This is a genomic window from Anaerocolumna sp. AGMB13025 (assembly GCF_029689925.1).
Taxonomy (GTDB): domain Bacteria; phylum Bacillota; class Clostridia; order Lachnospirales; family Lachnospiraceae; genus Anaerocolumna.
In genome coordinates, this window is sequence record NZ_CP121445.1 from 4,388,559 (window position 1) to 4,410,675 (window position 22,117).

Here is a 22,117-nt window from a genome sequence, read left to right on the forward strand (position 1 = left end):
ACGAAGTCAAGTAAATCGTCCGATTTTTAAATAATATTTTATAATGAAAAAAGTTCTTTACTGGTGTTTTATTGGTATCTAATTGACAGTAATTATTTTTCAACTGATTAATAAAATCATTCATGTGGGATATAAACACGAAAGGCTGCAAGAATGAGAATGCAGCCATTTCTGTTAAACATTAGCAGTAATTGTTGTTATATAGCATAAAGAACATACTCAGCCGGCAGGGTGGCTGACCCGTAATAACGGATATAGAATTTATAGGAAGAATCCACTTCATCAATAATACGGGCAAGTTTCCAGATATCCTTATGATTATGATATATACTTAAGGCTAATTTGGGATGGTATTGCCTGATTTTTTCCAGACAGCCAAGAAGGGCGTCTTCTTCTCCTCCTTCTATGTCCATTTTAATAAAGGTGACTTCGCCTTCAATATCATCATCTATTTTAACAGTAGGAACTTCCAGTATGCCATTTTCTGAAAGCTGGCTTACAGAGGACAAATCATCCGAAGCAAGATACATGCTGCCATTCTTACTACTGGCACCTTTTTGTCTGACTTCTACATTATTAAGGCCGAATAGTTTTATATTCTTCTCAATATACTCCATACCGGAAGGTACAATTTCATAACTGTATATCTTTTTGTAACAGTCTTTCCCATATACCCTGGAGTAACTTACAATGGTATCTCCAATATATCCCCCGATATCAACAAATACCTCCTTCTTGCTGCACTTTACAATATCAAGGTCAAAATATTGTTCAAAGGTTCTGTCCGAGATCTGTTCAATTCGTTTGGTATCCGACATAAGCCAGTAATACAAAATATTAACCATAATTCTTTTTGAACGGTTGTCTTTTAATTTTTTATAGATCCATTCAAAATCTTCTCTGTGATTTACAAGGGCATCGGCCCTGTTCTCTGCAAGCTCATAATCCTCATTTTCCGGATAGTACGATCCCCATAGTTTATATTTATTAAAATAATCAATAGAACCTTTGTAGGTCTGGTAATTTGTTGCAGCAAAATGTCTTAAATTTTGTTTTACTGCCTCAGTAATCTGGTTAAGGTCCCTTTCTTTTATAAACACTAACAACCGCTCAAAATCATTATCAATCTGATTAGCTAAGGTTGATACTAAGGTTTTCTTTAATTTATTAGGACTTTGATTTTCTTTCGAATCTGCTTTATCTGACATTCTGATTATCCTCCTTTAAAATTAATATTCTTAGTATCATATGTTACCAGCTTATTTCCGGTGCAGGGAAATCACGTTTATTTGACCTTATATTTTCCTATAAGATCTTAGAAATCATTTTGCTTATTAATCCAATTTTGGTTTCATAATAATAAGCAGTCTTTTTTTCAAACCAGCCTTTTTCCTTCCAAAATTTATAATCCACCAGATCTTTAGGGGCCTGAATGAATGCTTTACGCTGCTTTTTAAAGGTCAATAGCTTTATCAGGGAGGGTTTTACAGGTTTTGTATCTATCAGTTTATTATAAAACACTTCCGCCTGCCTAATAAGCTTATTCTGCTCCCTTTTCTGCCTTTTCTCATCTGATTCATGAGCCGGTGCAAAGGTTACTCCTACTTCTGCGCAGGTAATAAAGCCCATGGAGCCCATCGTTGAGGCTAAAAGAAAGGAAACAAATTTAAGACCGACTGCTCCCGTAGTTACAACTACCATTGCTTTCTTCCCATGAAAATCCGGTCTATGGCACCGGTAGGCAAAACGGTCCTGAAAGTTTTTCATAATCCAGGATACATTATAGGTATATACCGGGGAGGCGAATATCACTGCATCTGCCTGTTTCATTTTCAGTTCCAGGCTTTCTCTGTCATCTTTTAAGGGACATCGTTCTTCACCTTTTTCGATACATACAAAACAGCCCCGGCAGGGCTTAAGATCAATTCTGCTTAACTGCACATATTCAAACTTGATATTGCTATCTCTGGCTTCCAGTTCTTTTTCAATCTCGTGAACTGCTTTATAAGTATTGCCGTTTATCCTTGGACTTCCGATTATTGCAAGTATTTTCAATTCTTCTACCTCTCTTTCAGTAAAAAACAATAAAATAATTTATGACCTGAACATCATTAAATCATTACTAAATTAGCTTCTTCGAGTCGTCTATTCATTCAGCCTATTCTGTTCATTCGCCTATTATATTTAAGCTTAATAGATTTAACCCATTCAATTTAAACTATTAAATTAGCTAACTAAATTATCTATTAAATTAACCTACTAAATTATCCACAATCGAATTTATCAGATTATCTCGTTCCTGTTTAATCCCAGCATCGATACCAGTTAATAAATGAAAGGCATCCTGACGCAAATAAACGCTTTGCAGGGTTACGATAAGCTGAAAGGCTATCAGCCTTAAATCTGCTTCTGACTTACTGTCTTGATAAATTTTCCTAAGAACCGGTTGTAAATATAGACAAATTTTAAAATCGCCTTTTACCAAGTCATATTCTGCTGATATTTTATTCAGCCTGGGGTCTTTCATGGCTGTATCGGCCATGGCTGTCAGCATATTTTTTAAGTACTCTTTCGGATTACCGTTATCTTCCTTTAAACTTTCCATTATTTCAGCCATTGAAACCATCTTCTGAGCTACTGCTGCTTTAATCAAGTCATCTCTTGACTCAAAATAGTAGTTTATCAGCCCAACTCCTACCTCTGCAGCCTGGGCTATCTTTCGGATAGTGATGTTATCCGGATTCTCTATGGTGTCAAGCAAATCAACTGTCACTTCCAATATTTTTTTTTTCGTTTCTTCCTTTTTGTTACTCATTTATTCACCTTCTTTTAAAATTGAACATTTATTGAACATGTTCAATTTTAGATCAGATTATCTTATTTGTCAATTCATTTTTATGCTTTGCAAACAATGTGTCTTAAGATCGATCATTATTTTTTTGCAAATAAAAACGGCATCGGGATTAATTTGGTATGCTCCTGTTGGGGGGACAATAAAAAGTCCTATACAGGGGCATACTATTTCCCGATGCCTTTTACTACTACGCTATAATTGTCGATTATTATGATATCACGGCTGGTCCATTATGGGCGCTAAGTACTCCTTCATTGCGTGATACTGTTTATTGGTTATAATGATTTTATTGCCTGATCTATTGATGAATTCATCTTCTTCCATTTTTTTAATCGCACGGTTAATGGTCTTAATGCTTAATCCGGAACGCTCTGACAATTGAATCCTGGTTAGATTTAAGACGCACTGATTTTCATTGGACTGTTCATAAATCTGGATAAAAAGATAAACAACCCGGTCAATACCCTGCAGGAATAAAAATACACGTTCTTTTCTGGCCTGTTCTAAGAGATAACTCCCCATGGACTCGATTTCCATGTGGAGTGCATTTATGTCATTCAGCATCCACTTTTCAAAGGTACTCTTTGAAATCATGATCATGGTACATTCCGTAACCGTCTTAAGGGTGGTTTTATATTTTTTCATATTCAGCAGGATTTCCATTGCTCCAAATACCTTAACGGCATAAAACCACATGTAATCATAAACAATACCGCAGATCCGGTAATCAATTGCTCTTACGATTCCATCTACCAATATATATACTTTATCTACTTCTGCATTCTCTTCAATAAATATACTGTTTTTTTCTTTACGGATAATCTGCATGGATTCTAAAAACCAAAGGGGAGAACTGCTTAAATACCGGTTTAAATATTCCCTTTTTTCTCCGCTTAGGTTATTCTGTAATTCTATAATCTTTTTAACATTATCTTCTCCGGCCACACCTAACTCCCCATTTCACCTATTAGACTATGTTTTATATCATCAGCAGCAAAGGATATTTCTATGGAATTAATAAGAAGTCTCCGTATTTCATCTTCTGTAATTCCCATGTTTTCCTTCAGCTTTGTCAGTTCCTTTGTAATCGTAGTATTGCTGACGGTACGGTTATCGGTATTCACCGTTGCCAGTAATCCTTCTTTTAAGAACTGTCGCAGCGGATATTCCTCCCAGGCAGTTACAGCTTTTGTCTGAAAATTACTGGTTGGACAAAGTTCGATTCCAATCCTCTTATCCCTGCATTGTTTCATCAGGTTACTATCCTTACTTAATGCAATGCCATGCCCAAGCCGTTTTGCACCCAGGTTAATAGCCTCTTCCACATTCAAAATGCTGCCGCATTCACCGGAATGTATTGTAAAGGGCATATCGAGCCTCTTAGCCAGTTGGAATAACTCTCTAAAATCTTTCGTGGGAAAAGCTCCTTCATCACCGGCTAAATCCAGTGCACATACACCTTCGCCAAGATATTCCCTGGCGCAATATAACATCTGTTCATTCTGTGCTTTGGAATAATGCCTCATGGCGCAGACAATTACAGAAGCTTTGATATCCCATTGCTGTTCTGCCGCCTGAATGCCCCTTAATACACTTTCAATAATCTGCTTACAGCCAAGTCCCTTTAATGCAGAGGACATAGGTGCAAACCGAACTTCCAGGTACTTTACATTCTCAGTCGCAGCATTCTTTAACAGGTCAAAGGCTGCTTGCTTTAAGCCAGCTTCTGTCTGTAAGCACCGCAGTGGTAAATCAAACCGCTTAAGGTATTCTTCCAGGCTTTCACAATCCTCAGAAACCATTAGTTCCTTTTCTAATTGGTCCCCATCGATCGTGAAGCCTGTTTCTTTTAAAAGAGTAAAAACCGTATTAGGATCCATTGAACCATCCAGATGGCAATGTAAATCTGTCTTTGGCAGCTGCCGTATCCAATCCTGCTCCATGTAACCTACCCATTCCTTTCTGCAATCAACACTTTAAACCGGTTTGATATAAACTGAATCATTGGTCCGGCGGTCAAGGCGGTTGCAAAGGTTATAATACCTAATTTTCCTCCGAGGGCTGTCCCAATTACCACCATTATAACATCAAATATGACTTTCGTCTTTTTATAATCCCACTTTATTTTATCCCGTATTACCATAACAACACCGGTAAAGGGATCAAGTCCTATATCGACTGCGATGAAGATTGCTACTCCGGTATATAAAAGCAGACAGCCGGTCACTACCGTCATCCATTGCAGCGGTATACTGCTAACCGTAAATATACTATGATAAAGTCTTGCCCCCAGGTTGACAAAAAATCCATAGGGAAGTATATAAATAAGGGTCCCGATATTAACATATCTTCTTCCGGTAAATATCAGAAGCATAATCAGACCATAATTTACCAAATTAGAAGCTGTGCCTAACTGTTCGCTGTTAAGCTTCGCTATATTTCTTACTCCGTCATACACTATGCCAATCGGATCATTTCCCAATTGGGCACAGCTGTTAAGCGCAACACCAATCCCAATCAGGAAAATACCAGAAAGGGCCAAAAGCATTTTTTTTATATTAATTTTTGTATCTTTCACTTTTACTCCTATTTTGTGTTAAGACGCACAAAAATAAGAATTTACATTTTGTGCGCCTTTGCACATCTTTTCAGTTACTTGCAGTATCTTTTCCTATTGTAATTGATTTAACACAGAAGTACCAATTGTACCCTCTGGCATATTTATATTAAAATTATCTGTGATGGTTGCACCAATCGCCGCAAATGCACTTATGGGTTTTAGTGCACCACTGCCTTTCATGGAAGGAGAATAAGCGATAAAAGGAACTTTTTCTCTGGTATGGTCGGTTCCTTTGTAAGTTGGATCATTACCGTGATCTGCTGTAATGATGAGAAGATCGTCCTGCTTTAGCTTACTTAATAATACTCCTAAGTTTAAATCAAACTGTTCCAGTTCTTTTGCATATCCAAGGGGATCTCTTCTATGTCCCCACAGAGCATCAAAATCCACCAGATTAACAAAACACAGACCCGTAAAGTCTTTCTGAACGATTTCTAACGTCTGCTCCATACCATGTACAGAACTCTTTGATTTGTAGGCTTCGGTGATACCCTCCCCTACAAATATATCATTAATTTTTCCTACGGATATAACATCAAACCCACTTTCCTTAAGTACATTTAATGCGGTTCTTCCATAAGGCTTTAAAGCATAATCATGCCGGTTGCTGGTACGCTTAAACTCACCGGGCTTTTTCCCCACATAAGGTCTTGCAATGACACGACCTACTTTCCATTCATCCTTCATGGTCAGTTCCCTGGCAATTTCACAACAGCGGTATAATTCTTCCAACCCAAAGGTCTCTTCATTTCCGCAGATTTGAAGGACAGAATCGGCGGAGGTATAAACGATCATAGCTCCGGTACTTATTTCTTCTTCGGCCAGTTCATCAAGGATTTCGGTTCCGCTGGCACTTTTATTGCCGATAATTCTTCTTCCTGTACGTTTTTTCAGTTCTTCTAACAGTTCTTCTGGAAAACCTGTGTCTGTAAAGGTCTGAAAGGGCTTTTCAATTTTCAATCCCATCATCTCCCAGTGACCGGTCATGGTATCTTTGCCCACACTGGCTTCTGACATAGAGGTATAATACCCTGTTGGATTCTCCGCCGGTGTTACCTGCTTTAGTGGATGGAGATTGGCAAGTCCCAGTCTTTGCAGATTCGGGATATGAAACTGATCCACTGCTTCTGAAATATGTCCCAGCGTATCCACACCAATGTCACCGTAAGCCTTGGAATCCTCCATGGCACCAATACCAAGGGAATCTATCACAATGGTAAAAACTCGTTTATATTTGTACATAATCACCCTTTGCATATCGCAATTTCACTTGCGATACTGCCGCAAAATAACTTTCTAAGAAGCATATTGTGGCATCCTTTCTATCACTTATTTTCTTTCAACCTCACCGGTGCCTCAAAAACAGCACCTAAAATAAGAAAGGCAGAAGTCTTTCTGCTTGTTTGTAAAAACCGGGTATGATTCACTCCTCTTAAGATATCTTCTGCTTTCCTATTTATTTTCTTGCTATCTGGCACTCAGATTATTGGGTCCGAATCCAAGCGGCAGCAATTCCTTTAATTGAAAACTCTTATATTCCGCTTCCGATTTACCCAATATAATTTCAAAGCTTTCATAGTCACAAAATTCCATCATAACCTGTCTGCATACACCACAGGGTGCGCAAAAATCTACAATTCCAGCCGAAGGGCCGCCAACTATGGCAATGGCCTCAAACTCTGTTTCACCTTCGCTGACTGCTTTGAAAAATGCTGTACGCTCCGCACAATTACTTGGGGTATGGGCGGCATTTTCTATATTGCAACCGCTGTATACTTTACCTGACTTTGTAAGAAGCGCAGCCCCTACACAGAAATTCGAGTAGGGGCTATAAGAATATTCTCTTGCTTTAAGAGCCATTTTTACCAATGTTGCTTTATCCATAGCTGTGGCACCTCTTTTTATTATTTATTTTTTGATAATTGCGAAACTTTAATATTGTATCTATATACCATGCAATTAATACAATTTCAGAGCTGAATCTTGCCCAAAGGGCAACTGAAGCTATGAAATTCGTATTAATTGCAGGGTATATTCAGAATACTAAATAGTTTCGCAATTACCAATTATTTATTTTGATTTCAGATACGGCTTACCGTTAGCGGCAGGTACTCTTGCTTTACCTACGAATACGATAAGAGTAATAATTGTTACCACATAAGGAATCATGGAGATGATATTGGGGGATACCTGGTTGCCGGAACTTGCAAGGACTTTAAGACCGCTGCAAAGACCAAAGATCAGGCAGGCCTTCATTGCTCCCTGGGGAGTGAATTTTCCGAATATTACTGCGGCAATGGCGATAAAACCCTGTCCGACAATAACAATTGGACGGAACTGATTTACTGTAGCTAAGGTTACATAAGCCCCGCCAAGACCTGCTAAGAAACCGGAAAGGGTAACGCAGATATAACGGATTCTATAAACATTGATACCCTGTGTATCACAAGCCTTTGGATGTTCTCCAACCGCACGGAGTCTTAAACCGAAACTGGTTTTATAAAACACGAACCAGACAATTCCAACGGCTGCAAAACAGAGATAAGCCGCAATATAAGTATTGAACGTATTGTTTAAAAATGAGCCTACCGGGAAAACCCCATCCAATAACTTTGGTAATTTATCAGTTGTATCAAGGGGCGGTGTATTGGAGGAATTATCAAACATCGCCTTGCAAAGGAAAACTGCAAGTCCGGGAGCTAAAAAGTTAATAGCCGTACCAGAGATGGTCTGATCTGCGCCAAAGGAGATACAGGCAATGGCGTGTAAAAGACCAAACAATGCCCCAGCCAGTCCACCGCAGAAAAAGGCAAACCATGGATTTCCAGTATATAGGGCAACTACGGACCCGGTGAAAGCTCCCATTGTCATCATTCCTTCAATACCGATATTAACGACACCGCTGCGTTCCGAGAAACAGGAGCCAAGTGCTGCATACAGTAAAGGAGGGGTCGCAATCAGGGTTGCATTTATGATTAAACCTAAATTTTTAATTATGAAATCCATTTATTTAGCCTCCTTTTTCTTATGTCTTTTCGAGATTAATATATTTTTAAACAGTAAAGAGATAGCAATAAAGAATATAATAGTACCCATAATGATGTCTACAATTTCAGATGGGGCATTGATTAGACTCAATTTCGAACCACCGTATTTCATAGCTCCATAGAAAAGTCCGGAGAATATACAGCCAATGGGATTACCTCCGCCAATCAGTGCAACGGTAATACCCTGGAAGCCAAAACCTTCCTGTGAGGCAAACTGACTGATTCTGGTAGACATACCAAGTACCTGTACTGCTCCTCCAAGACCTGCTAAAGCTCCTGAGATTCCCATTGCTATCATTACGGTCCTGCCAGAATTGATACCGCTGTATTTGGCGGCATTTGGGTTAAAACCAACTGCACAGATACGGTATCCCAAGGTTGTTTTCTTAAGGATAAACCACATAATAATTGCTGCAGCAACCGCTAAGAGAATACCATAATTGGCATTGGTACAGCCCAGTGCAGTACGGATACTCTTTGGCAGGAAAATAAGTGCAGATTTCAGGACGTCCTTAGTTGCTTCACCGCCACTTTCTTTATGGACTATTTTCAGATTCACTATGTAATTGGACAGATAAAAGGCGATCCAGTTAAACATAATGAAGGATAAAACTTCATTAATTCCTTTTTTCACTTTTAATAAACCTACAAGAAGGCTCCATAATGCACCTGCCATCATAGCTGCAAGGATACATAAGGGGACATGGATAATAGCCGGTACATCCACTAAGATACCTACCACGCAGGCAGCCAGGGAACCTACTACAAACTGACCTTCCGCACCGATATTAAATACTCCCATCCGATAGGAAAAGGCAACACTTAGACCGGTTAAAATCAAGGGACTTGCATAAATAACTGACCAGGCTATGGACTTGGGTTTACTAAATACAGAGCTTAGCAGCTTGCCATAGGCAGTACCAGGATTAATTCCTGCCAACCCTAACAGCAGGGCTCCTACCAGGAAGCCAATCACAATGGCAATCAGGGTATAAAATGCATTACTGTCTAATATGCTTTTTCTCTTACTCATTGGTGATACCTCCGGCCATCATTAATCCTAATGTATTTTCATCTGCTTCATTTCCGGCTACACTACCTGCTATTTTTCCGTCAAAAATTACTTCGATCCGGTCGGAAAGACTCATGATTTCATCCAGTTCAAAAGAAACTAACAGCACAGCTTTATTCTTATTTCTTTGTTCCACGATATATTTATGGACGAATTCGATGGCACCTACATCAAGTCCTCTGGTGGGATTTACTGCAATAAGCAGATCCTTATTATTGGTTACTTCTCTGGCAATAATAACTTTTTGCTGGTTACCGCCGGATAAGGTGCCTGCCGGTTTATTGGCACTGTCTCCCGGACGGATATCGAATTTTTCTATAAGTTCTTTGGCCTGCTCATGGATGGGATTTCTTTTTAATATTCCTTTTTTGGAAAAAGGTTCTTTTTCAAAGTTTTGTAAGACTAAGTTATCCTCCACAGAATATTCCAGCACCAAACCGTGTTTTTGACGGTCTGCCGGAATACTTGAAATTCCCTTGTCAAAAACAGTTTTGGGAGAGGCATTAAAGACATTTTCACCCATCATCAGAACTTCACCGGAATCTCCTTTTTTCAGTCCGGTCAAAATTTCCACCAGTTCTGTTTGTCCATTGCCGTCAACTCCGGCCAGTCCTACAATTTCACCTCGTCTTACCTTAAGGTTTAAGCCCTTAAGAATCGGAACACCTCTGTAGTCCTTCGCCTTTAGGTCCTTTACATCGATTACGGTTTCACCTGGTTCAAGAGGCTTTTTATCGACTTTAAATTCTAAATCCCGACCTACCATCATGGCTGCCAGTTCTTTTTCGCTGACACCTGCTACTTTTACAGTCTTAATATATTTTCCCTGGCGGATAATGGTGCAGTAGTCTGCGATTGCCTTGATTTCTTTTAATTTATGAGTAATTAAGATAACGGATTTCCCATCCTTTACCAGGTGGTCAATAATTTCGATTAACTCATTGATTTCCTGTGGTGTCAAAGATGCAGTAGGCTCGTCTAAAATGAGGGTATTAACTCCACGGTATAAAACCTTAAGGATTTCAACCCTTTGCTGCATACCAACCGAAATATCTTCAATCTTAGCATCCGGATCTACCTGCATGCCGTATTTTTCAGAGAGTTCGATTACTTTCTTTTTGGCAGATTTTAAATCAACGGAAAGTCCCTTTACCATTTCATTGCCTAAAATAATATTTTCCGTTACCGTAAAGGGCTGTACCAGCATAAAGTGCTGATGTACCATACCGATACCCAATCCGATTGCATGTTTGGGATTATCAATATGCACCGGTTTTCCGCCTATGCTTATTTCACCGGAAGTAGGCGTATATAATCCGTACAGAATGTTCATTAACGTGCTTTTTCCAGCCCCGTTTTCACCAAGAATGGCATGTACTTCACCTTTATGGACAGTTAGATTAATACCGTCGTTAGCCGTAAAATCGCCGAATTTTTTAACGATATTTTTCATGGCTATAACGACTGTTTTTTCGTCCAAATGACTTATCTTTTCCAAGCTTGTTCCTCCTTGATTAATGAAAGCGGAACAATTTCATTCCGCTTTGCTGCATGCTCATAATTTAAATAATAATAATATTCTGAAAGCCTTCTTCTCTTAATAAAAGTTCCAGGCTTTTTAGATATTTTTGATCCGGGACTTCATAGTGTGCGTAAGCCTTTCGTACTCCCATAGGGCGGTAGGCTATAATCTTATAACGGATATCCTTAAGGGTTAAGTAAGGTTTTAAAAGTTTACCGGTTCTTTGAATGGTTTCTTTCGCATCAAATAATCCAGGTACCACTACCGTACGTACTTCATATAATTTCCCGCATTCTGCAAGTAGTACTGCATTATGAAGGATTTGTTTATTTTCTGCACCGGTAACTTCTATATGCTGCTTTTCATCAAATGCTTTTATATCCAGCATAACTCCGTCGGTTACCTTTAACAGCTCCCCACTACCTGAAAAATCAAACATACCATTGCTGTCAATCATGGTGGTTAAACCTGCTGACTGGCAGAGAATAAACAATTCCTCAATAAATGCCTGGTATAAAGTACATTCCCCTCCGGATACGGTTATACCACTAATAAAAGGAATTTGTTTCTGAATAAGGTGAAACACTTCAAGGGGCGACATTACCTTCGTCTTTGGCGTACTGTCATGAGGACAGACGCGGATACAGGCATCGCACCGGATGCACTTTTCTTCGTCATAGAATACTTTTCCCTGTTCCGTCTTTAGTGCCCCGCTCTGACAGGCTTTTACGCAGTTGCCGCAGTGGATACAGACTGCCCTGGTCTCCGGATTGTGGCAGTATTTGCAGTCCAGGTTACACCCCTGTAAAAAAACCACACTCCGGTTACCAGGTCCGTCCACTGCGCTAAAGGGTATGATTTTATTCACAACTGCCTGCATATTAACGAACCTTTCTAGAGAGGATATGCCCGTTCTTTGCCGCACCAAGCCCCAAAGCGGTTGTATCCTGAAGTACATTCTGACCCTGGTCTAACTTATCCATTTCGGAACGCTTCACCAAATAACCGGTAACACGGATTAAATCACTGTCTTTCTCATAGAAGGATAAATACCGCAGGTCCTTTTTAAAAGCACCTTTAATAATATCCAACAGGAAATCTGTATTTTTATGAACCGTAGTATCAATAGGGAAGATATCCCCTGTTCCGGAAGGAAAATACTTGTGGAATTTCTCAAGGACCAGTAAATGGTCGATTAATTCCTCGGGTTCTTCTCCAATGGGAATACGGCTGCCTGGTGTTATGTTTTCATCCTCTGCAAGACCTACCTGGGCATGAAGCAGATAGTGTCCGCCTGAGATTTCACAATAAGGACTCTTATGGTTATGATTAAATTCTGTTATTTTTTCCATAATAGCAACCCCAAGGTCATTGGCCTTTTCATCTTTTCCAAAACGCGCCTTTAGGCCTTCTTTTTCCATTAACAGATTGACACAATCTGCAAGACCTACCATTCCATACATACCGGTAAAACGTTCTCTATGGATAAACCCTTCTTTAGCTAAAAAGTTATGTTCAAAAAATCCACTTTCCTCTACTTCAAACCGCACTCTTGCATCCATGTAATCCGCCATAACCTCAAGGACATAGGGAAGTTCTTTCTCCATAAAATCATTGATGCCTTTTGCACGTTTTGCAATATTACCAAGAATCAGCCTGCAAAGGGTATAAGCACCGCCGCCGTAAGGAAGTCCGTTATAACAGCTGGCAATTACGTAATCCTCTGTTAATTCGCCGGAAAACATCTTATGGTTTGCAAAACTTGGTTTTGCACTGACAAGGGCTGTTCGGATTGCTAGTAATGCAAAATCATCCGGTGTTACACCTTCTTCATACTTTAGGGTCAGATTTGGAACTGCTTGTTTAAGTTCTGCTTCCGCTTCTAAGAGTAACCGCCCGGTCTTAGTAGCCTTTGGTCCTATATTGGCATGGGAAAAGGAATCCAGTACCGTCCGGTCTATATGAGTCAGAAAGAGTTTTAACAGCTTTTTCGCCTGTGCTTCTTCCACATCACCAATAAAAGGCTCTAAAAGAAGGTCAAGCTGCCCGACATATACCGGAAAATTCGTAACACTTGGTATATGTTTATAAAAAATCATAAGAGAATTTAATGCCTCATATAAATCTTTGGGCGGATCTAATTGCAGGAACTTACTGCCTTCCTTCATGAACTTTTCAAAATCAGCCACAATATAGCGGGGACGTACCGGGGCATGTCCTTCACTCAGGTCACAGATACACTTTTGATCTGCCGGTACATTCATAAGCTCCTCAAGACCTTCGGTTGGTTTAAGCACTTCCAGTAAAGAATCTGCCTTCGCTGCCATGTTTGCTATTTTTTGTTCATGAGTCAGTGTAGCACTCTTAATTACATCCAGTATTTCATTTCTGGTTGCATTCACACGTTCCATTGAAATATCTCTCAAACTCATTACCTCCTAATATAAATCAGCATGAAGTAAATGCGAAACCTAACTTTCCTGTAATACCCTGCAATTAATACAATTGTAAAGCACTATCTTACCCAGAGGGCAAATAAGCCAGAAATCTGCATTAATTGCACGGTATCTTCTATAAATTATGGTTTCGCAATTACCTATAAATCAGTATTATTTTTGATCGTCTAATTTATATACATCTCCGTATTTTGCTTCAAATTCATCTTTTGTTTTAGGAACAGAGATTTCTCCGCTGATAATCTTAGCTTTCACATCTTTTACTTTAGCAATGATATCATCGGTAAGATTGTCTGTAGTAGGTGCAAGGTCAACACCGTCAGAGGAAAGATCATAAGTAATAACGCCGCTTGTGATATTACCTTCTTTGCAGGCTTCTGCAATTTTATAGCATGCAGTATCTACTCTCTTCATAGCTGAAGTAAGCATGTTTTTAGGAGCAAGAGGACTTTGGTCCGTATCAACACCGATCGCCCAGATATTATTTTCTTTACAGCCTTCGATTACACCAAGTCCTGTACCGCCTGCTGCATGGAAGATTACGTCAACGCCGTCTGTAATCATGGAAACTGCTGCACTCTTACCTACCGCTGTATCACCAAAGGCATTGGCATCATACTGGGAAACTGTTACAGCAGGATTTGTATCAAGTACACCTGCAAGGTATCCATAGCCAAATTGATTCATGGTTTCATTGGACATACCAAGAACAAGACCTACTTTGTTGCTCTTCGTTGACATAGCAGCTACAACACCTGCTAAATAAGAAGCCTGGGACTGTTCAAACATTAAGCTGGTTACATTAGGAAGATCTGTCATGCTGGCATCATCAATAATCGCATATTTCTGATCTGGATTTGCTTCAGCGGAAGCTCTCATGGCATCAGCAAGCATATAACCTACGCAAATAATTAAATCATAATCATCATCCACGAAAGTTTCAATATTAGGAGCATAATCTGCATCGGTTTCAGATTCAAGATATTTCACTTCAACGCCTAAATCTGTGGAAGCTTTTTGTAAACCTTCCCAGGAAGATTGGTTAAAGGAACCATCATTAACACCGCCTACATCGGTAACCATACCAATACGGATTGTTTTGCCAGATGATGTATCATCTTTGGAAGTATCTGCAGTGCTGTTTGTATCTGTTGTACTTGCAGTATCTGATGTACTTACCGTATTGTTATTGCTGCCTGTTGTGTCTGTTGAAGCAGTTTTGCTGCCGCATGCTGTCATTGATAAAACCATAGCTGCTGATAAAAATAAAGCGATAATTTTCTTTTTCATAATAATCTCCTTTGTTGTTCTTTCTGATAGCTTGCTCCCCATACCTCTGCTAATACCTCATGACAAATGATACCTGTAACCTCTCCGGCTGATAGTCAGACTGCCAGGTTACATAGAATACCGGAAGGGTTACTTCTTTGACCGTTTGCTATCTTCTTGAATCAGATTGCGGATTGCATTAACCGAAACCTTGATAGCAGCCTCCGTATCGTGTACCTGTGTGTTACTAAGTCCTTTTTTCTCCCTCTCCTGGTTCGCAACAACCAGAAAAACAGAGCCTACTCTGACTCTTAAGTAGCTTCCGACTACGAATAATGCAGCGGATTCCATCTCAGAAGCCAGGCAGCCAAGACGCAGCCAAGCCTGCCACTTATCCGTCAGTTCATAACTGACTGGTTTCGTTTCGGGTTCATGCTGACCATAAAAAGCATCCTTGCATTGTACAACTCCTACATGATAGGCTTCCCCGTCTTCTTCTGCTGCTTTTATCAAAGCATTTAATACATGAATATCCGGAACTGCAGGAAATTCCATAGGTGCATATTCCTTGCTGGTGCCTTCCATACGGATTGCACCGTTTGCAATAACAAGGTCGCCTCCTAAAACCTCCTCCTGCATACCTCCGCAGGTACCCACACGGATAAAAGTATCCGCACCGCACCGCACTAATTCTTCCATTGCGATGGATGCTGATGGTCCTCCGATTCCGGTAGAAGTTACACTGACCTTAACTCCATTAAGATAACCGGTATAGGTAACAAATTCCCTGCTGTCTGCCATGAGTTTTGCATCTTCAAAATGTTTTGCAATCTTTTCACAGCGCTTTGGATCCCCTGGTAATATAACATATTTACCAACGTCCCCGGGTTTTAACTGGACGTGATACTGCATACCGGATCCTTCTGTGTAATCTACCATTCTTCTTCCTCCTTTCACAAGCAATCCCAGGAACCCTGAAATCAAGCCGTTCCCATTTGTAGACGCTTAGGTTCCATCCGTTTAATACACCGTAGTCATTCTATTACTTTTCGAGAAACTAAAAAAGGTCATATGTCCTTTTTCGATAAAAAATATTCAATTTTAATTAGATTGATTAATCAATTTTAGGCATATTGGCCAAATATACACCATTAATATCATGTTGTAAGGTGTATATTGCCTATATGCTAAATTCGATTCGATTTTATAAATGGACACAGGTTCCTTTTTGCATAAAGTATGCTGCAACGGTTGATTTGTTCGTTACTTCATATAAACCTGTAATATATTTTTTTCCTTGTCATATGCTAATTCAATCTGATTTTTCCACAATTCAATGAAAGGTTTAAAAGGATCTTTAATACTGCACTGGCTTTCATAAAGTGGCCAGTTCGTTTCTAATCTGCATAGAAAGCTACTCCGTCTGTCTCATAGCTGTTAATTTCACGGTTATGAAGGCTTTCCGGTGTGCTTTTCACCAACTTTTCCATCACCTTGCCGGCTCCGGTATACAGCTTTTTAATCGCTTCTGGTTTCACGATAAGGTCATGATGGGAGGAATAAATCTTGTCAAAATCACCAATTAAACCTTCAAGCTTTCGCATGCTGGCGCGAAAGGCTTCAAAATTGCGGCCTTCTCCAAACATAAAGATATTACCTCCGGTCTGAATACTGTCCCCGCCAATTAAAAATCGTTTCTCCCGCTCTAGTAATGCAATACTTCCGGGGGTATGTCCAGGTATCAGGATTACTTCGAACCGGTAACTTCCCAGATCGAGGATGTCCCCTTCCCAAACCGGTTCCATTGGCACCGGGTCAGTATTCTTCCTCCTATAATAGTCGAATTCACTTGGATGCATTAAACGTTTCTCAAACTGTTCAGCCGCACCTACATGGTCACCGTCTGCGTGTGTGAAAATTACCTTTATTGGCAGCCCTGTAATTTCCTCAACATAGGCTCTTAAGTCTCCGCCTACACCGGTGTCCACCAATAGCCCTTCCTTTTCTCCCAGAACTAAAAAGCACCTGACATACTCCTGGTCAATACAATAAAAATCCACTGCTAGTTTTGTTTTAGAATACTTCAACATATAACCTCCATATTTAATAAAATATTTTTTTATCTTTCTTAAGTCAATATAAAATGCGGCACTCATTACTGCTGCGGCATATAATAGAGTCAGAATACAATAACTACGAGGATATTATGGATTATATAAACGGTTCAATTCCTACGGAAATCAATGTTACAATCGATCGGGTAGCAACTGTAGATGCCCCAAACAACTACTTAATTACCGGAAATCCCTATGACATGAATGACCAGATAAGGTTTAATGTATCTGATGACACAGTCTTTCTGGATCAAAATGGCAACCAGATTTCTTTATGGGATATAACGCCCGGACAATTAGTCAGGGTGGAACATGCTATTTTTCAAACCCTTAGCATACCTCCTCAGAGTCCTGCTTTTCTTATTCAGATTCTTTAAAATGCCTTACAAAAACACCTGTACCACAGGTTTTCAATCTCTCCTGTGGTACAGGTATTTTAGTTGTTACTATATTATATCATTGACCCTTATGGAAATAAAGTACATTTTTATCCTTAAGTTAATACCTTAATTGATTCTGTCTGCATTAATCCTGACCGGGATCGATAACCTCTCATTCCTATTACCGTAACTAATACAATATATAATACTGCCATTATGAAGACATAAAGCAAGGAGTCTTTCTCTGACATATGACCGGAAATAGTAGCGATATGATAACTTGGAAAAAATTCTGCTATAAAAGCCCAGTTTCCATGTTCTGCAAAAAGAGCTGCTCCCGAAGATTCCAGGTATACATACAGCATTCCTATGGTTATAAGCATGGTTCTGCCCGTTATATATACTGACAGCATACAAAAGGTTGCTGAATAGGTTAAAAGCAGCAGCAATTGTATCAGGATTAAGCCAAGATACCTCACTGGACTCATTGACCCAGGTCCAAAGGTAAAGGCAAGCCCGGCTGTACAGACCGTCAGTTCCAACAGCACAAATACCGCCATTCCTCTTACATTCGCCCAAAACATAGCTTTGTAAGATTTACTTTTGCACTCTTTTGCAATAATAGCAGAAAGAATAACCGCGCAGATGGTAAATAAGCTGGAAGAGGTCCCTATTGTATACACAGCATTGACACCGGTGGGTGAAAAGCCATATGCTAATTCCACATTAAGCATAAAACCGTCCATAAAGGGATCTGTACTCAGATAAGAGATAACGCCTATTGTAACCAGAGAATATATAACAATGACACAATACACCGGAAGAAGTACATACCGTTTTTCCTGTCTTTCTTCCAGTATACCGTATTCGGACAAAATTCCATAAACCCCCATTAATACACCGCATAAAATAGCCGCCGGCATTGCAAAGGTAAAATGAATTTCTTCAAAGAATAATTTTATCATTTCATCTTCAAAAATCATATTTACGGCCGTATATATCAAATATCCTGCACAAACGCTGGAAAGTACTTTATACTTTTCCATTAAATAGGATACGGTTTCGCTAAAGAATAGTAATACCGGAACGCATAGCAGCAGTCCCAGAAAAACCAACATAAATTCATAAAACCCCAAGCCCTGCCCATCTGAGGTTACCACTCCCAGTACAGCAACCACATTGTCAAGGCTCATGCTTACATCTGCGGCAACAATGGATATGATAGCCAGCAAAAAGCTATCCTCGATACGACCACTCTTTTTCCCCTGTTTTACTGTGCCCCTTGATTGTTGTTTTAACATATTAAAGGTAACATATATTAGGAGTACCCCTCCTAGGATACGTATATGGAGCCAGGAGACAGATAGTAAAAATCCCACAGCAATAATAAACAGGACCTTTAAAGCAACGGACAATCCTATCCCTATTCGGCGTGCCAGTACTGCTTTTTCATGGGGCAGATTGCAGGTAGATAAAGCAATCACACCGACGTTATCACAGGATACCACCAGATTTATTAATATTATTTGCAAAAGTTCCTTCATGCCTAATCCCTGTTATATAGAAATGCTTATAAAATATATGTTTTCTGTAGGAAGATTATAACTTCCCGCCTTTTGTAAAATTTCCAGCGGGCAGTCCGGGTCAAATTACGATTTCTCGCAACTTTTGTGCTATCTTTATGTTTTACTTAGAATATTATTATGTAAATTTCGGCAGCCTGCTTATCCCTGGATAATTAGTAATTACAGAACACTCCTATAAAATTGTTAAGAACATAGTGCATGGAGCTCATTAAATAGAGCCCCATGTTTTTAAATTCGTGCTTTATTGACTGAATCATATAGTCACAAATATAGACACCTTCTAAGAAATCCCTTATTCGGGCATATTCTTTATTCCCCTCTTTATTTAGCATCCGTCGGCTGTATCGTTTGAATCACTTCATATTTACCAGTCTTTAACAGAACGGTTACGTCAGTGCCCTGCTGTGAAGAAGATTCCCAATTCTCAAGACTTATACCATTTATTGTTATGTGCTTTCTCTCTGTATTGGCAAGAATTAATTCTGCCTGGCTATGAAAAGGTATGGTAAACTGGTAATGCAGTTGGTTTTCTTTATAACACCAGCCGCTTTCATAAATTCCTGCCGCCGTATGTAAGGTGGCTTTTGCATATTGCAGCCGATTGTCAGGCTTTGGTGCCAGCTTTATTTTACGGTAGCCTGGATTCTCTTCGGTCGGATTAATTCCGCACATATTACGATACATCCATTCTACAATGGAACCATAAGTATAATGGTTTAAAGAATTCATACCTAGTTCACCGAATTTCCCGTCAGGTAAAAGGGAATTCCATCTCTCCCAGATGGTGGTGGCACCAAGTTTAACTTCGTATAGCCAGCTTGGAAATTCTTCATTTAACAGCAGGGTATAAGCCACGTCGTTGTGACCATTTTCCGATAATACTCTGCAAAAATATGGTGTTCCTACAAAGCCGGTCTTAAGGTAATACTTGTTGTCTTCCAGATTCTTTAATAAGTCTTTTGTGATTCTCTCCTTATAGTTATCCGGGACCAGCTTCATAAAAAGTGCCAGAATATAAGCAGTCTGGGTTCCAGCCGATAATCGTCCTCTTTTTGTCAGAAATTCTTCGCAAAAAGCTTCCTTTACCTCCGACGATAACCTGCCATATTCTTCTGCCATATCAGAAAGACCAAGCACCGCTGCAGCTTTAGAAAGCAGTTCAGAGGAATAAGCATAGTAAGCAGTTGCAATGAAATCCGTAGGGGTTCCTCCAAAGGGATTATATTCCCCCTGTCCATCCAGGGCAAGCCAATCCCCGAAATGAAAGCCTGTATTCCACAATCTGCTGCCATCATCCTGTCCTTTTATATAATCCACATAGGTCTTCATACTGTTAAGCTGCTGCCTTAAGATGGCTTTATCTCCATAGTGCAGGTACAGATTCCAGGGGATTACCGTAGCTGCCTCAGACCAGGCCGAGGAACCACCGGATAAAAAGCTGTTCTCACCTTCATGGCTTAAATCAAAGCTTGGAACCGTATGGGGAACAATTCCCCCAAGGGATTCCTGTTCTCTTGCCAGGTCATAAAGATATTTAGTAAAAAAGGCATCGCAGTCCATATTCATGCAGGCAGTACCGGAAAACATCTGGGCATCTCCTGTCCAGCCCATTCTTTCGTCACGCTGAGGGCAGTCTGTAGGAACATCCAGAAAGTTACCCTTTTGACCCCATAAGGCATTTAAAAACAAACGGTTGACAAAAGGATTTGAAGTCTCAATATATCCAGTCCTCTCGATATCGGAATATACCACACAGCCAGTGAAATCCTCTTCATTTATCTCATAAGGCCAGCCCTCAACTTTTACATACCGAAAGCCATAAAAAGTAAAGTGCGGCTGCACAATGGACATCTCTCCATTGGAAATATACTTAAATTCGGCCTTTGCAGACCTTAGATTCTCTCTGTAAAAACAGCCATCTTGTAGTTCCTCACCATACCCGAGTGTAATTTCGGTCCCTGCTGGTGCTTTCACCTTAAAGCTTAACCAGCCAACCATATTCTGACCCAGGTCAAGGACGGTCTCCCCTTTTGGTGTATGAAGGACCTTAACCGGCTTGCGTCTTTCTCTGATTCGTACTGGAAGGCTTCTTCGGGCGGATAATAAACGGTAATCTAAATCAATATACTGCACGCTGTTCCATGTTTCATCGGACACCCAGACTGTGGCCCAATCCTTAATATACCTCCTGGCATCCTGAACTTCTCCGTCATAAATTGAGCTGTCAAGGATATGTGACGGGGTAGTTTTCCAGCTTTCGTCTGTACTAATAGTCTCCTCCGTACCATCCGAGTAAGTGATAACCAGTTCACTAAGGAGAGCAAATTGGCTTCCATAACAACCCTTTATCTTTTCCTGAAAGCCAAAGCGTCCTTTATACCAGCCGTTACCCAACAGGACACCCAATACATTATTGCCTTCCTCTAAAAGCTCCGTTACATCAAAGGTCTGATACTGTATCCAATTATTATAACTATTACAATACGGAGTCAGATACTCCTCTCCGATTCTCCTGCCGTTAAGTTCTGCTTCATATAACCCAAGACCACAAAGGTAAAGACGGGCTTTTAAAATCTCCTTTTGTATCTGAAAGCCCTTTCTTATTAATGGATGAGGGGTGGTGCTTGATTTTAAAGTATCTTCGCCGGGTGTAATCCACTTCCCTGACCAGGGTTCATTAAGTTTTGCCGTTTCAAACCAGGCAATGGGACTGCTTACCTCACCACAGTCTGTCCATACACGGACTCTCCAATAATATCTGGTGCGGGGAGTCAGGTTAAGCTCAAGCATATAGCCGATACTATCGATATCTTTATCTTTCCCGCTGTCGTACATCAGGTTATTAAAAGATTCATCAAAAGCGACTTCGACCTGTGCTGCTAACTGATCCTTTGCTTCTTCCCCCTCCATTATCCAGCTTAAAACCGGGTTTGTCAGTTCAAACCCTAAGGGATTTACGATGCGGTTGCATTTCATGGATGTAATTTTCAAAATAATATCCTCCTATAGATGTATTTTTATTTTGTTACTTTAAATTAAAAAATTTGATTCTGGCATCAAAAGTCACTTAACATATCGTTTATGGATATCAATGTATATAGATTCAATGTCCGCCCACTGTCAGTAAATACTGCTTATATTTTGTCAAAACTCTGTCCAAAATCACTCCGGGAGGTTTGGTTTTTAGAAGTCTGAGG

19 protein-coding genes are annotated in these 22,117 nt (G+C 39.9%); 1 reads left to right on the plus strand and 18 read right to left on the minus strand.

The window, feature by feature from the left end; all coding sequences use genetic code 11:
- Positions 1 to 197: 197 nt before the first annotated feature.
- The 16 genes from QA584_RS18335 to QA584_RS18410 form a co-directional block, all read right to left on the minus strand.
- A complete protein-coding gene (locus QA584_RS18335) occupies positions 198 to 1,208 on the minus strand; it encodes an FkbM family methyltransferase (protein WP_278270541.1) in 1,011 nt (336 codons plus the stop codon).
- Positions 1,209 to 1,305: 97 nt separating this feature from the next.
- Entirely contained in the window at positions 1,306 to 2,055 is a 750-nt protein-coding gene (locus QA584_RS18340) for a flavodoxin family protein (protein ID WP_278270542.1), read from the minus strand.
- A gap of 196 nt (positions 2,056 to 2,251) precedes the next feature.
- On the minus strand, positions 2,252 to 2,815 hold the full coding sequence (locus QA584_RS18345) for a TetR/AcrR family transcriptional regulator (RefSeq protein ID WP_278270543.1): 564 nt from the start codon (positions 2,813 to 2,815) through the stop codon (positions 2,252 to 2,254).
- A gap of 255 nt (positions 2,816 to 3,070) precedes the next feature.
- Complete coding sequence (locus tag QA584_RS18350; protein ID WP_278270544.1) at positions 3,071 to 3,799, minus strand: Crp/Fnr family transcriptional regulator; 729 nt, start codon at positions 3,797 to 3,799, stop codon at positions 3,071 to 3,073.
- Positions 3,800 to 3,801: 2 nt separating this feature from the next.
- Positions 3,802 to 4,797 (minus strand): adenosine deaminase, encoded by a 996-nt coding sequence (gene add / locus QA584_RS18355; RefSeq protein WP_278270545.1) that lies wholly within the window; start codon positions 4,795 to 4,797, stop codon positions 3,802 to 3,804.
- Positions 4,798 to 4,802: 5 nt separating this feature from the next.
- Positions 4,803 to 5,432: a YczE/YyaS/YitT family protein gene (locus tag QA584_RS18360; protein ID WP_278270546.1), complete on the minus strand. Its 630-nt coding sequence runs from the start codon at positions 5,430 to 5,432 to the stop codon at positions 4,803 to 4,805.
- A 93-nt stretch (positions 5,433 to 5,525) separates the two neighbouring features.
- Positions 5,526 to 6,716, minus strand: coding sequence for a phosphopentomutase (locus QA584_RS18365; RefSeq protein WP_278270547.1), 1,191 nt, complete (start codon positions 6,714 to 6,716; stop codon positions 5,526 to 5,528).
- A gap of 225 nt (positions 6,717 to 6,941) precedes the next feature.
- A complete protein-coding gene (gene cdd, locus QA584_RS18370) occupies positions 6,942 to 7,358 on the minus strand; it encodes a cytidine deaminase (protein ID WP_278270548.1) in 417 nt (138 codons plus the stop codon).
- Between the two features lie 186 nt (positions 7,359 to 7,544).
- Entirely contained in the window at positions 7,545 to 8,480 is a 936-nt protein-coding gene (locus tag QA584_RS18375) for an ABC transporter permease (RefSeq protein WP_278270550.1), read from the minus strand.
- Positions 8,481 to 9,554 carry an ABC transporter permease gene (locus QA584_RS18380; RefSeq protein ID WP_278270551.1) on the minus strand — a complete coding sequence of 358 codons (1,074 nt, stop codon included), beginning with the start codon at positions 9,552 to 9,554 and terminating at the stop codon, positions 8,481 to 8,483.
- Positions 9,547 to 11,046, minus strand: coding sequence for an ABC transporter ATP-binding protein (locus tag QA584_RS18385; RefSeq protein ID WP_278275206.1), 1,500 nt, complete (start codon positions 11,044 to 11,046; stop codon positions 9,547 to 9,549). The genes QA584_RS18380 and QA584_RS18385 overlap by 8 nt, the downstream gene beginning before the upstream one ends.
- Before the next feature lie 109 nt (positions 11,047 to 11,155).
- Complete coding sequence (locus QA584_RS18390; RefSeq protein WP_331487677.1) at positions 11,156 to 11,983, minus strand: YjjW family glycine radical enzyme activase; 828 nt, start codon at positions 11,981 to 11,983, stop codon at positions 11,156 to 11,158.
- Between the two features lie 13 nt (positions 11,984 to 11,996).
- A complete protein-coding gene (locus QA584_RS18395; RefSeq protein WP_331487678.1) occupies positions 11,997 to 13,541 on the minus strand; it encodes a YjjI family glycine radical enzyme in 1,545 nt (514 codons plus the stop codon).
- Between the two features lie 183 nt (positions 13,542 to 13,724).
- Positions 13,725 to 14,861: a BMP family lipoprotein gene (locus QA584_RS18400; RefSeq protein WP_278270553.1), complete on the minus strand. Its 1,137-nt coding sequence runs from the start codon at positions 14,859 to 14,861 to the stop codon at positions 13,725 to 13,727.
- A gap of 129 nt (positions 14,862 to 14,990) precedes the next feature.
- The gene (udp, locus tag QA584_RS18405; protein ID WP_278270554.1) at positions 14,991 to 15,779 is read right to left on the minus strand and encodes a uridine phosphorylase; all 789 of its coding nucleotides are present in this window, start codon (positions 15,777 to 15,779) and stop codon (positions 14,991 to 14,993) included.
- 458 nt (positions 15,780 to 16,237) lie between these two features.
- The gene (locus QA584_RS18410) at positions 16,238 to 16,930 is read right to left on the minus strand and encodes an MBL fold metallo-hydrolase (protein ID WP_278270555.1); all 693 of its coding nucleotides are present in this window, start codon (positions 16,928 to 16,930) and stop codon (positions 16,238 to 16,240) included.
- Positions 16,931 to 17,046: 116 nt separating this feature from the next.
- Between QA584_RS18410 and QA584_RS18415 the strand changes: the two genes are divergently transcribed.
- Positions 17,047 to 17,331: a hypothetical protein gene (locus QA584_RS18415; RefSeq protein ID WP_278270557.1), complete on the plus strand. Its 285-nt coding sequence runs from the start codon at positions 17,047 to 17,049 to the stop codon at positions 17,329 to 17,331.
- 116 nt (positions 17,332 to 17,447) lie between these two features.
- Here the strand turns inward: QA584_RS18415 and QA584_RS18420 are convergent, their stop codons facing one another.
- Together QA584_RS18420 and QA584_RS18425 are read right to left on the minus strand one after the other, a co-directional pair.
- Positions 17,448 to 18,866 (minus strand): YjbE family putative metal transport protein, encoded by a 1,419-nt coding sequence (locus QA584_RS18420; protein WP_278270558.1) that lies wholly within the window; start codon positions 18,864 to 18,866, stop codon positions 17,448 to 17,450.
- 375 nt (positions 18,867 to 19,241) lie between these two features.
- The gene (locus QA584_RS18425) at positions 19,242 to 21,911 is read right to left on the minus strand and encodes an alpha-L-rhamnosidase (protein ID WP_278270559.1); all 2,670 of its coding nucleotides are present in this window, start codon (positions 21,909 to 21,911) and stop codon (positions 19,242 to 19,244) included.
- Positions 21,912 to 22,117: the final 206 nt, after the last annotated feature.